The sequence below is a fragment of the Candidatus Babeliales bacterium genome (assembly GCA_019749895.1).
GTDB lineage: Bacteria > Babelota > Babeliae > Babelales > RVW-14 > AaIE-18.
Map to the genome: position 1 here is coordinate 90,064 of JAIEPG010000002.1, position 12,614 is coordinate 102,677.

The window sequence follows — 12,614 nt, forward strand, 5'->3', positions numbered from 1 at the left end:
AACAAAAGAAGAGCTTTTTAATTTCTATCTTTCTCTTCTTGAGCACCCTGCGCTCTGATCAACCCTTCATGCTCTTCAATAATCTTTGACGCAGAAAAAACAACCAACTTACGGTTATGCGTTTTTATGCGCAAAAATTTACTGTCCAGCTGAATTGCTGCACGAAAATCTTCGAGCGTACGCACCTTCTTGCCATTAATCTCTTCAATAACATCGCCAGGGAAAAGCGTGCGACCATTGTAAGCCTGCGTGTTAGGCAATATTGATGTCACCAAAACACGCGGCTCTTCTTGCATTTCTCGTCGATTGAAATCAACCAAAAAGGGATTAAGCTCTGCAAAAAACATAATGTGATTCATTGTTAATGGCATCACAATAATGCCGCCCAGCATTTCAATTTCAATCTTTTCAAGTTCAGGAAAAACCATACGAATAGGCAGCGGCTCTTGAAGATCAAATGAAACGGTTGTTTCTATTTTTTTACCTGAGCGATAGACAAGAAGGGGAATTTTTTGGCCAATACGAAAGCGGTTAAGCAACGCGGTCAAAGAAACTTTACCTTCACTCCATGGCTCACGCGCCTCGCCGTACATATCTAACTCATGGCCGCCAATGTGATACAGCATATCACCCTCTTGCATGCCCGCTTTATCTAACAGCGTATTTTTGTACACGCGAGAAACATACAAACCACCAGGCTGCGGGTTGCCAAGATATTCCAGCATTTCATTAGAACCATAATTGAGCTCGCAGCCAAGACGTGGCGTGCGCAACAACATAACATTATGCAAATCTTCAATAACACCTTTGATGTCGCTGATGGGAATAATATACCCAACGTTTTGCGCTTCAGGCACAATTGAAGTATTAATACCAATCACATTATTATCTTTGTCTACCGTAGGCCCGCCCGAGCTACCGGGGTTGAGTGCAGCCGTAATTTGAATAAACGACTCGCCCATAATGTGTTGACGACCACTCACAATACCTTGCGTACTCTTGATAGCATCTTGCCCAAGCGGAAAACCAAGGGTAATAACTTCTTGCGTACGCACAACTGTGTCTGAGTCACCCAGATTTAAAAAGGGAACACTGCCGAGCGTCTTTTTAATTCTTTCTATCGACTCGTCGGTTGCTTTAAGCAGCGCGACATCACGCGTGGGGCACACCCCAACAATCTTTGCCTGAAATTGTTCTTTGCCAAATGAAGGCAAGTAAAATTCTATACTAATAGCCTGAGAAACCACATGATAATTGGTTACTAAATGGCCAAGCTCATCAATAAAAAAACCACTGCCATAGGCACTTGAACCGTCTGGTGCGCGATATGGCTCTGCCCAGTTAAATGCAGCCGCCTGTACCAGTACCTGTACAACGGCATTTTGCTGATCATTCATCTTTCTCTCCTGCCCAAAATGTTATGCTTCAAGCTCTTGCACAAGTTGTGATTTCTTATAAAAATTTGTGCTGGCAAGCTTAGCTTCTTCCTGTACTACCGTTTCTATTGCCAATACCATAAAACGTTTAGACTCAGTTTTTACCGATAAAAAATCTTTGTTTTGCATCACGGCACGCCTAAAATCTTTTAGCGTATAAACTTTTTCACCATTAACCTCTTCTACAATATCGCCAATTTCAAGAACGCGAGCACGCTGCGTTGCCGAATTATTAAAAATATGCGTTAAGATTAAGCGCGGTTTACTCTGATTTTCACGACGATGATATTTGACTAAACTGGGAAGTTCAAAAATATCCAAATGATTTTGCGTAAGTTCCATAACCACCATGCCACCAATAATTTCATAATCAATTGTTTCATAGCCTGGGTAAAACTTACGAATGGGCAACGGCTCTTGCAAGGTAAAATCAAACGATACACTCATTTTTTTTCCACGACGGTAAAAATTCAGCGTAAGTTTTTGTTTTAATTTAAAGCGATTTAAAAGCGAAACGAGAGGCACTTTGTCTTCACTCCACGAAACATTTGCCTCACCGTACAAATCCAGCACATGTTCGTTAATACCGTAGAGCATATCGCCTTCTTGAAGGCCTGCCTTTTCTAGCAACGTGTTTTGGTAAACGCGCGCCATATAAAGCCCCCCAGGCAAAGGGTTGTTGAAAAACTCCAACATATCTTTGCTGCCATTGTTAAACTTGCCACCCAAAACGGGCTTGTGCAATAACTTAGTCAAGTACAAGGCATCAATCATGTTCATCACGTCATTGACCGGAATTATGTAGCCAACATTTTGCGCTTTGGAAATAGTGGCCGTATTAATGCCAATCACATCGCCATCGGCATTAAGCGACGGCCCGCCAGAGTTGCCAGAATTGATTGGCGCGGTTATTTGAATGTACGACTCACCCCACAACCCCTCACGCCCACTCACAATGCCTTGTGTACTCTTGAGTTTTTCTTGGCCCAGCGGGTAACCAAGCGCTAGCACTTCTTGCGTACGTACTACTTTGTCTGAATCACCAAAATTTAAAAATGGCAACGTACCAAGTGCTTCAACAATTTTTTCGCGCGCACTGTCGGTTAGTTTGAGCAACGCAATATCGCGCTCAGGACAAATGCCTACCACATTAACATCAAAACGCTCTTTACCCAGCGAAGGCAGCTGAATTTTTATAGCAACACTTTCGTCAATCACATGATAATTTGAAATCATATGACCTTTATCGTCAATTAAAAAAGCGGTTCCCCACGCTCTACCTTGTTTGGGAGATTTAAAGGGCTCTTTCCAGTTAAATGCAGCCGTTTCAACAAACACTTGCACCACGGTATCTTTGGCACGCTTTTGTACCTGGCGCCAGTTTGGCGCAACAGGGATTTCTGGATCTTTTGGCACGTCTACTGTGCGCTTACGCGCGAATGCTAAATCGTTAACAAAAAGACTGGCTACCACAGTTAAAAGTAGCCACGTACTAATTTTTTTTCTCATGCACACCCTCTCTCGTTTTTTGAAAAATCGATGACAGTGTTAGCAGAACATAAAGTGCCATTCAAATTCAACGCATAAATAAAAAAGGGCGACGCCTGTTGAGACATCGCCCTTTTTTTGAATACTTCTGGCCTTTTAGCCACCAATGGACTTCAAATTAACCTTGCCATCAGGAAAATATGATTTTTACTAATTCAACCCTTCAGCCAACAAATGAACTAGTTCAGATTTTTTGTAACCATATTGCTGGCACAAAATATCTTCTTCTTGAATAATGTCGCGCACCAGTAAACAGAAAAATGAACCGCCTTCGCATTCAATGGTCAGGTATTCACTGCCCTTGCCGGCAATAATTGCCTCACGCAGGTCTTGCACGGTGTGCACGGTAACGCCATTAATTTTGCTCACAATGCGATCGCCTTCTCTAAAGCAGCGCGTTTTGTGCAAACTTGATGTTGGCAAAAGAGCGGTCATAATCAAACGCGGCTCAAAGCGTTTTTCTTCGCGCTCGTACTTAGTAATCATGGACATATCAAAATCAGGATAATAGCGAGCAATCTCTCTGAATATGTCGATATGATTAAGCGTTAATGTTACAAAAACCATGGCTCCCAAAACTTCGTACGGCAACGCATCTTCATACCACGGGTAGTAGCGCTTGATGGCAAAGCTATCAGTTCCAGCTACAACAACTGATGTTTCAAGAAGTTTCCCATTGCGATAATACGTCAAGGTAGCAGTGCTGCCAAGCTCTATGCGCGCCATAAAATCACGCAATGAAACTTTGTCGCGCGTCCACGAAACATTAAGCTGGCCGTAACGGTCGATTACCGTACCATTTACTGCGTACACAATATCGCCTTTTTGCAAGCCAGCTTGTTGGGCCAGCGAGCCCTTGCTTACTTTGGCAACATAAACACCACCATCGGTTGGGTTGCCCAAAAATTTGAGCGTATGTTCGTTAACCGGCGTCAGCTTGCAGCCCCAGCAGGGAGGACGCGTAATTTTATTTTTAATTAACTCAGCAAGCATGGCTCTAACATTGTTAATAGGAATTAAATACGCAACGCCTTCAGTGTCGGCACCCACTGCCTTGAGTACACAAATACCAACTACATTGCCATTTTCGTCAAGCGACGGCCCGCCAGAATTGCCAGGATTAATAGGCGCCGTTGTTTGAAGACATTCCCCAACACTGGTGCTTTCGCGCCCCGAAATAATGCCCAACGAACTCTTTAAATTTTCTTGGCCAAGTGGATAGCCTAAAATTAACACTTCTTGCGCTTCAGCCAAACCATCTGAATCACCACACGAAAAATAAGTCAGCTGCTCAACCCCCAACGCCTTTTTAATTTTTTCTAAATCACGATCAACAATTTTTACCAATGCCACATCTTTTTCTGGGTTTGCACCAACAAACTCAAGTTCAAAATATTCACGGCCAAGCGCAGGCACTTGTGCATACAGCGGATTGCCCTGGTTAACCACATGAAAGTTGGTCAATACATAACCATCACCTGAAATCACAAAACCGGTACCGCAACTAAAACTTTGGTCTGGTATTTTGTACGGCTCCATAATGTTCATCACATTGTGGCACACGGTAATGCGCAGCACGGCGTTGCCATAGGCACGGCAAATACTCGACCAATTGTGATGAGCACGTACTGGGCTTTTGTGTTCAAAATTTTCAACAGCTGGTACCGCTTGTCCCGTTGGCGTAGCATGCCTACGCTTACCAACAATCACATTGGGAAAGCCCAATGCCAAAAACAACGAGCAGGCAAGCAGACGACGAACAATCATAAACATACTCATAAAATCTCCCAAAATAGTAAAACGATAAAGCAACAGCCTAGCAATCTTTTGGCTTTTGTTAAATGACATGCACATACTCTCGACGTTTTAATAAAAAGATTGCTATAAGAAAAGATAGGTCGTATCTTTTTATCAGAGGCATGAATAACAGTATGAAATGGGCCAAAATAAACAAGGGCAGGCAGTGATTGATTTTCTGGTAGGCAACATTCAAGAAGTAAACGAAAAGTCGGTAACGCTGGACATGAAGGGCATTGGGGTAACTATTGGCGTACCGCAGGCTCACAAACTTGAAAAAGATAAAGACATTCATTTATTTACCTACCTGCACTGGAACCAAGAACAAGGTCCCAGCCTCTTTGGTTTTCTTTCAAAACTTGACCGCAAAGTTTTTTTGATGGTGATTGATTGTCCCAAAATTGGCCCCAGTATTGCCATGAGCATTTTATCGCAACTGACCGCCAACCAATTCCTTGAAGCAGTCAGCACCAACGACGAAAAGACATTAAGCTCCATCAGCGGCATTGGCGCTAAAAAAGCCGAACAAATTATTGTGCAACTTAAACATAAAGTCCAAAAATTATTACTCTCACACGAGATTGCATTTGAAGAACAGGCAAGCTTTGTACAATGGCAAAATGTCAACGAAGTACTTGGTTCACTCAATTATTCTAAACCTGAAATTGCCAAAGTTATGAGTTATTTGACTGAAAAATATAAGAGCCAAAACTGCTCGCTGGACCAACTTATCCGCTCTGCACTCTCGTATCTTTCAGGCAACCCTTAAGCTCTAAAACAAGGAGCTTGTGGTGAACAAGCGGGCGGGATTTTCCCTACTCGAATTACTAATCACGCTGGGCATTTTGGTAGTGGTTATTGGTTTTTCGCTACCCCGCTTTTCATTTTTTACCAACATAATTTTGAATCACGAACTTGACCGACTGTTTATGGTTTGCTCATACCTGCAACAAAAAGCTATTGCTACTCACCAACCACAAACATTATCTTTTGATATTCAAAACAATCAGTACAGCTACCTGCACCACAACAAACCGCACACATTTAATTTGTCTGGTTCACTCAAATTTGGCTCACTGCCCAAAACCAAGGGCCCACCAGCATGGCCAAAAAATATTGTAAAAACGCCGGTAACGTTTCAGCCTGCACAAAAGGCAGTCTTCTTTCCTGACGGCAAAGTAAGCCCAGGAACCGTTTATATTGTTGATAAAGGCCAAAAAATAATGGGCGCTTTAACCTGTGCAATCTCTGAGGTATGCTACATAAGAAAGTATCGTTACAACAACAATCAATGGCAGCTGGTGCCAACAGGCAAAAAAACTTACCATGATAAAGTGGCTACGCCGCGCAGCGCTCAGTTTGATAACCGGCCTGGTTATCACGTTGCTGATGGTGCAAAACAGTAAAAATATTAACCAACTCTTTCTTGCAAAGCTTACCGAGTTTTTGCAAAAAGAATGGCATGCAACTATTGTTATCAATTCCAGCTCGTTTAATTTTTTTACCAGCTCAATTGTTTTAAACCAAGGTTCTATAACTTCAACCAAACATACCGACTGTCGCTGGGGTTTTGAAAAAGGGAAAATTTATATCAGTCCATTCGAGCTTTTGTTGCACAAAAAAATCTGCTTGTACTTAACGTTTTATAATGTTTCAGGCAGCACTGGCTTTACCGGCAACTCTCCAGACATACTTGATCATCTCAATAATATTTTTGAAACAAAATCTGACGATCTTAAAGTGAGCCCACGCGCTATCACGCTCCATCACCTCGTTATTGACACTGCTCTGGGAGGCATACCGCTCCACGCAGAAATTGAGGGTACGTTTGAACTAAAAAAAAGCAAACTTGCCAACAAAGAAAGCAAATGGGACGGACAACTGACTACACAAGCAGGTAGCGTTACGGTCAACAACAAACAGCTAATAAAAAGCATCAAAGGGACATCAACGTTTGGCAAGCACAAGCGCGATGCGCTCTGGACAATTAATGCCCAACACCACATTGAAACACATTTAGACGAACATACGCACGACGTACACGGCACCTGCTCATGCGACAAACAAGAGATAACAGTTGTCAGCGAGCAACAAAAACTTGCTGTCAAACTAAACCACACAGCAGAAAAATTTTTAATTACGGGTAACCTGCCACTTGCATTGACCCAGCGCTGCGCCACTTTTTTTGCCAATGATACGTTACCAGCACCAACTGAAACAGTACAAGGCCTATGCACACTGGACCTGACAGTTGACTACACACACCACGCAACCGGTAGCATTACGGCAAAAAATATTCAGTACAAAGATTTTATTGTTGAGCAATGCGCATGCACTAACATAGAGCTCAACGAAAAAAATCTATCAACCAATGTACACATTCACGTATCGCCAACTATTGGACTTGATGGCACTATTGCGTGGGACCTACAACGCAAGATAGGCTCACTGGCCTGCTCAAACAAGCAACAACTACAAATTTCTTCATCACCTGGCCAACTAGAAGCTGGCTGGGTTATAAGCCCTGGCAGCTGCACACTTGAAGCAACCATTACCATGCCCTTTTCGTGCACCGGCACCTACATCTGCACACTGCATCACGAGCTAGTTGACCAATTATTATCACTATGCGGTACCTGGCAGATGGACAACCAAGAACTGAATATTGAAGGCACAGCCAACAATGATTCATATGTAATTCAAGCCCGCAGTACACCAAAGCCACACATTTCAAACATTGTTTACAAAAAAAATAATACCACCCCAGTTGTCAGCATGCATACTCAGCCCGAAAGTATGGTTTTGGCTGGCAGTATTTACTATCCATTTATTCAATCACTGCTCAGTCAACAATGCAAACGGCTTATTTTAGGAAGCAAAAACTTTTTACAGGTGAGCGTTAACCAAAAAAATTTAGAAGAAATTACCGGCTCGGTCAGCCTTGAAACAGGGAAATTTTATATTCCAGAAAGCAGAAATCTTATTGAAAAACTTGCCAGCAACTTTGCCATTTACCCACACAGCAAAAAGATTGTGCTCAGCGACAATGTGCTGGGATTTTGCAAAGGAAGCATAAGCTGTCCGCAAGCAACATTAACATTTAATGATAACTACCACCTCAACTTTGTGCACGCACCAATTCAGATCGATAATTTATTTGTGAACTGGAAAAAAGATTTTTATGGATTCATTGACAGCAGCTTGCTGTTACTTAAATTTCCCGGCTCACCTGCCCATGCTTCAGGCAACATTGTTTTAAAAAAATCGTTACTGAAAAATAATATCTTTTCAGAAGAAACCAATACGCGCTTTTTTTTACCGGCCAATCCGCTTGCTCAGCACAATCAAACAATTGATGTAGACCTGCGTATTGGCAACGAAATACCGGTAAAAATTGTAACACCATCGCTAGAAACTACCGCTCATTTAGATTTGCATGTGCAGTACCAACAGCAAAACGTAGCTCACTTGCCACACGTTAACGGCTCAATTACGCTAGACAATGGCTTTATAAAATTTTTACGCAACAAGCTATTTATTGAATACGGCAAGATACAATTTGTTACCGCACATGCTAACGACCCATTAATCGATTTAGTTGCAAAAAATAGAATTAATAAGTACATGATTAACCTGCAAGTGACAGGCTCTTTGCAAAAACCAAATATTGTTTTAGAATCGGCTCCTGTGCTGACCGAAGAGCAAATTTTGGGACTACTGCTGGCCGGCTCAGAAAATGCAACACTGCAAGCCGACCTGCCAAGTATGATTATGCAAAACCTGCACAACATTGTTTTGGGCAGCAAAGCAGTAATGCCAAAAGCTACTTCGTTTTTTGAAAAAGTTGCACGACCGTTTAAGTACGTACAAATTTCACCAAACTTTACCGACCAAACAGGCCGAGGCGGCATTCGTGGTACTATCTCAATTGATTTAAACAAACAAATACACGCGCAGCTACAAAAGAATTTTAACTTGCAAGATGATTTTGCTTTCCAAGTTGAGTACTTTCTTTCCGACGACGTTAACCTAAAAGTGGTTAAAGATCAGCGCGGTGACCTTGGGTCTGAAGTTGAAGTAAGATTTAAATTTTGAAGATCATCCTCATCAATCATGCTCAAAAGTTCATCCGGTGATTTTTCTTCAATTTTTTCTTGTGCTTCAGATTTTTGAGGTTGTTTTGCCGCAACGTTTAATTTTTTCTCTTTTTCTAAAAGTTTTTTTTCTTCTTCAGCCAAAAAACTGGTACGTGCTTTTTCTTGCTCTAAGCGTGCTTGAGCACGAGAAAGCTCTTGCTGACTTTGTGCAAGCGCTTGTTTAAGGTGCACAACCTCTTGCTGCAACGCCTGTGCCTCTTGCGTTTGCTTTGCTATCTGAGCAGCAAGCTCTTCTCGCTTTTGAACAGCAGATTTTGCTTTTTTGTACAACTGATCAACATGATCAAGAATTCTGTACACTTTTGGCTGCGCCTCTGGAAAAGCTTGGCGAATAGCTACCAATTCGTCACCAACTTTTTTGTACACACTCGCTATTTTTTCTGCGTTTAGACTGACAAGCGGCAATATAACAGGAACAAGCGACCACACAACTAAGCGATATATCTTCATGCGAACTACCCTCTTTTCTACGAATATAGATTTACTTGGTAACTTTGTGCAAGCTTCTATAACCTTAGATGGTCAGATTGAAAAATTCAATATGATACAAAAAGGAGAGCCCGAGGAGGGGCTTATACTATGAAAAAACAATTTCGTTATAGCGCACTGATTGTTCTCTTATTGCTTGTACCCAGCGCCGGCTGGAGCAAATCACACGTTTATTTTTCGCCCGGCGACAAGCCAGGCACTGAGCTGATTAAACTGATTGATGAGGCAAAAAAAAAGATTCACGCTGCTGTTTACATGTTTACCGACAACAAAATTGCCACCGCACTAATTAATGCAAAAAAAAGAAAAGTTGATGTACAGTTGATTGTAGACAAAACAACCACCGAATGTATGTACGGCAAAGCATATTTTTTACAACAAAATGGTATTGATGTTTTTGTGTACAGCCCGCTTAGCTCTAAGCCAACCGGCGACAACCCGTACCAAAAGTACCCACCACTCATGCACCACAAGTTTGCTATCATCGACAAAAAGCTGTGGACTGGCTCATTTAATTGGACACGCTCTGCCAACTACCGCAACGAAGAAAACGCCCTGCTTTTAAGCGATCAGGCGCTCCAAGTTCAATTTGAAGAACGGTTTGAGATGCTCAAACAAAAATGCGTACCGGTTGGAGCACAGCAGGTAGCTCCCGAAAATCAAGAACCATTGAGAACGCGCATGATAAATTTTTTGAATATGCTGCGTACGGCAGTTCTCGTAAACTGATTTTAGAAACACCAAAGTTACTTGAATCACTCACCCCCGTTCTCCCTGAGGAGCTCGAAGAGCGTCTCGAAGGGCGATTCTTCCAAATTTCTTTTGTTTTGCCCGCACCCTTCGAGACGTCCCGCTTCGCAGGACTCCTCAGGGAAAACGGGCTTAAGAATCTCCAAAGTAGATAAAAAAACTTAACAAAAAATTTACAGTAAACTTTTTTTGTTCAGCAAAGCCCAATCTTGGTCAAATTTTTCTATGCCCTTGAGTGTTAATGGATGCACTACTGATTCAGCCAAAACCGCTGGCGGCAAGGTTACCACATCGGCACCCACAGCCATCACCGCATTCCAATGATCAACCGTGCGAATTGAAGCTGCCAAAATTTTACTGCTCAGATCATACTCATGCACAATGTGCATTGCATCACTCACCAAGCCAATGCCATTGCCTCCAACATCTTCAAGCCTGCCAACAAATGGCGAAATGTAGGTTACGCCAAGCTTGGCAACTAACAAGACTTGAACGGGCGAAAAAATCAACGTTATATTAAGCTTAATGCCTTCGTGTGCCAAACGAGCAATGACAGGCAAATACTCTTTGGCAAAAGGTATTTTGACAACTACATTTGGTGCCAACTGCGCAATTTCAAGCGCTTGCTTGTACACCGCCTCTGGCTCTTTTTCAACAACTTCAATACTCACATCGCCTTTCACTATGCGGCAGATGTCGAGCAGTACCTCTTTTGAATTTTGACCTTCTTTGCTCAGCGTGCTTGGGTTGGTAGTAACGCCGTCAATAATGCCGGTTGCTGCCCACTCTTTAATTAAATCACGATTTGCCGTATCAATAAAAATTTGCATTCTTTAATTCCCTACTAAAATGGAAACATTAACATGCCGTCACCACCAAAACCATCAGCTCCAGGCGAGGCATCATCTTCACGTTCTTCTTTTGCCAGAAAAAAATCGACCCGGTAACCACTTGACAGGTAATAATAAGGCTTTGACGGGTCAAGCTTATAAAGTACCAGTGTTTTCAGATTAAAGGTTATGCTTATATCAACACAGTCACCATCTTGCACACACTCTTGCACATACGCCTCAGAAATATTGGCTCTTCTTGACCAGAAGCAAGAACTTTTGTTTATTAAGAAAAAGCCGTGCTGAAGATCTACAATATCTCTCTTAATTTCTTCACCAGAACGAACCAATTCCTCTCCTTTTGTATCACTGCCAAAATAAAGTTCCAGGCCCGTTTTGTTTCGAAACGTTACTTCTGCTTGCAACGGCAAGGCACACAACAGCATCATCAATGAAAATATTATTTGTTTATTCATCGCCACTCTCCTCATCATACTCATGACCAGAACCATCGTCTTCTTCTGAAGATTCGCTCAGCTGGCCTACACTAAAAAACGCCTGTTCTCCTGTTGTGTTACTTGTCAAACACACGTTATATGATTCTTCGTCAAACGTTACGGTAAAAGCATTACCTTCTTGCTTTAGTTCTTCTACACATTCAGGAGAAATAGTGGCCTTGCCAATATCAGGCAACACAACAACAAACCCATCCTGAAAATCTGCATATGAAAAAAACTTTCTCTCTTTGCCGTCATGATGCATCAAACCAATTATAAGGCGCCCATTTGTCTGATTAAAAAAAGTAACCTTGTCATGCACAACCTGATCGGGAGCGTTACCAGCACCCCACACAGAAAAACTCATCAAACAAAAAACAACCAATAATCCTGCCAATTTTTTCATACACTATTTCCTTTCATTATCACCGACATTTTTTGCAATCACACACGTAACTTTGCAGCCTCATTCGGGCAAACTCTTGCTCTAAAATTTTTTCTTCTTCGTGCGGACCAACAATGTATCTCATGGCTCGTTGCCTTTGCTTGCGCTCCTTGCAACGCAAACGCTTAGCCTCTTGCAATTCACGCAATCGAGCTTCACATTTCAAACGTTCTTGCTCTTCATGCCGCCGTGCCGCCTCTGCAGCCGCCTGTGCAGCTATCAGTGCCTCTGCAGCGCTATTGTGCGCACACACCGTCAACTCATCATGTCCATAGATAAGCTTGGTAGGAAAATACCATCTGCAGCGCAATTGATCACTCACCGGCTCATACTCCTCAATCATGAGTACAAGAGCGTTATATGAAAGACTAATTTTGTAGCCATAATCACCAATCTGCGAACACATCTCAGGCGTTAGGGTAACTTTTACGGCAACATCTCCCTCTATAAAAAACGTACATCCATGCCTAAAAGAAGCAACTAGGTAGCAACAACTACAACCCGATTCCAAAATAGTCTGGTTGTAATGAAAAAAGCAGCTATTTTCTTTGGGAAAGCAGATCGTTATAAAATTGCTTGTATCATTTCTAAACTCAACAACGCCATGCACCGGAAGCAAAAGAACGAACAAAAAGAAAACCAAGATGTATATTTTTTTCATAATT

12 protein-coding genes are annotated in these 12,614 nt (G+C 42.2%); 4 read left to right on the top strand and 8 right to left on the bottom strand.

The window, feature by feature from the left end:
* Positions 1-17 precede the first annotated feature (17 nt).
* From K2W90_01430 to K2W90_01440, 3 genes are all read right to left on the bottom strand, one after another.
* Entirely contained in the window at positions 18-1,397 is a 1,380-nt protein-coding gene (locus tag K2W90_01430; GenBank protein ID MBY0353008.1) for a trypsin-like peptidase domain-containing protein, read from the bottom strand.
* 21 nt (positions 1,398-1,418) lie between these two features.
* The gene (locus K2W90_01435; protein MBY0353009.1) at positions 1,419-2,945 is read right to left on the bottom strand and encodes a trypsin-like peptidase domain-containing protein; all 1,527 of its coding nucleotides are present in this window, start codon (positions 2,943-2,945) and stop codon (positions 1,419-1,421) included.
* 189 nt (positions 2,946-3,134) lie between these two features.
* The gene (locus tag K2W90_01440; protein MBY0353010.1) at positions 3,135-4,763 is read right to left on the bottom strand and encodes a trypsin-like peptidase domain-containing protein; all 1,629 of its coding nucleotides are present in this window, start codon (positions 4,761-4,763) and stop codon (positions 3,135-3,137) included.
* Positions 4,764-4,947: 184 nt separating this feature from the next.
* Between K2W90_01440 and K2W90_01445 the strand changes: the two genes are divergently transcribed.
* Genes K2W90_01445 through K2W90_01455 form a run of 3 tightly spaced genes read left to right on the top strand, consistent with a single transcriptional unit; the run spans position 4,948 to position 8,876 of the window.
* Entirely contained in the window at positions 4,948-5,550 is a 603-nt protein-coding gene (locus K2W90_01445; protein ID MBY0353011.1) for a Holliday junction branch migration protein RuvA, read from the top strand.
* A 22-nt stretch (positions 5,551-5,572) separates the two neighbouring features.
* The gene (locus K2W90_01450; GenBank protein ID MBY0353012.1) at positions 5,573-6,187 is read left to right on the top strand and encodes a type II secretion system GspH family protein; all 615 of its coding nucleotides are present in this window, start codon (positions 5,573-5,575) and stop codon (positions 6,185-6,187) included.
* Complete coding sequence (locus tag K2W90_01455) at positions 6,108-8,876, top strand: translocation/assembly module TamB (GenBank protein ID MBY0353013.1); 2,769 nt, start codon at positions 6,108-6,110, stop codon at positions 8,874-8,876. The genes K2W90_01450 and K2W90_01455 overlap by 80 nt, the downstream gene beginning before the upstream one ends.
* Here the strand turns inward: K2W90_01455 and K2W90_01460 are convergent.
* On the bottom strand, positions 8,828-9,388 hold the full coding sequence (locus K2W90_01460; GenBank protein ID MBY0353014.1) for a hypothetical protein: 561 nt from the start codon (positions 9,386-9,388) through the stop codon (positions 8,828-8,830). The two genes, K2W90_01455 and K2W90_01460, sit on opposite strands and share 49 nt — an antisense overlap.
* A 129-nt stretch (positions 9,389-9,517) precedes the next feature.
* Between K2W90_01460 and K2W90_01465 the strand changes: the two genes are divergently transcribed.
* On the top strand, positions 9,518-10,156 hold the full coding sequence (locus K2W90_01465) for an FAM83 family protein (protein MBY0353015.1): 639 nt from the start codon (positions 9,518-9,520) through the stop codon (positions 10,154-10,156).
* A gap of 194 nt (positions 10,157-10,350) precedes the next feature.
* Here the strand turns inward: K2W90_01465 and K2W90_01470 are convergent, their stop codons facing one another.
* From K2W90_01470 to K2W90_01485, 4 genes are read right to left on the bottom strand one after another with little or no spacing between them, the layout of a single operon-like run.
* Positions 10,351-11,007, bottom strand: a complete 657-nt coding sequence (locus K2W90_01470; GenBank protein MBY0353016.1) for a fructose-6-phosphate aldolase — start codon at positions 11,005-11,007, stop codon at positions 10,351-10,353.
* A gap of 14 nt (positions 11,008-11,021) precedes the next feature.
* A complete protein-coding gene (locus K2W90_01475; GenBank protein MBY0353017.1) occupies positions 11,022-11,483 on the bottom strand; it encodes a hypothetical protein in 462 nt (153 codons plus the stop codon).
* Entirely contained in the window at positions 11,476-11,910 is a 435-nt protein-coding gene (locus K2W90_01480; GenBank protein MBY0353018.1) for a hypothetical protein, read from the bottom strand. The genes K2W90_01475 and K2W90_01480 overlap by 8 nt, the downstream gene beginning before the upstream one ends.
* Before the next feature lie 19 nt (positions 11,911-11,929).
* Positions 11,930-12,610 carry a hypothetical protein gene (locus K2W90_01485; protein MBY0353019.1) on the bottom strand — a complete coding sequence of 227 codons (681 nt, stop codon included), beginning with the start codon at positions 12,608-12,610 and terminating at the stop codon, positions 11,930-11,932.
* Between the last annotated feature and the right edge of the window lie 4 nt (positions 12,611-12,614).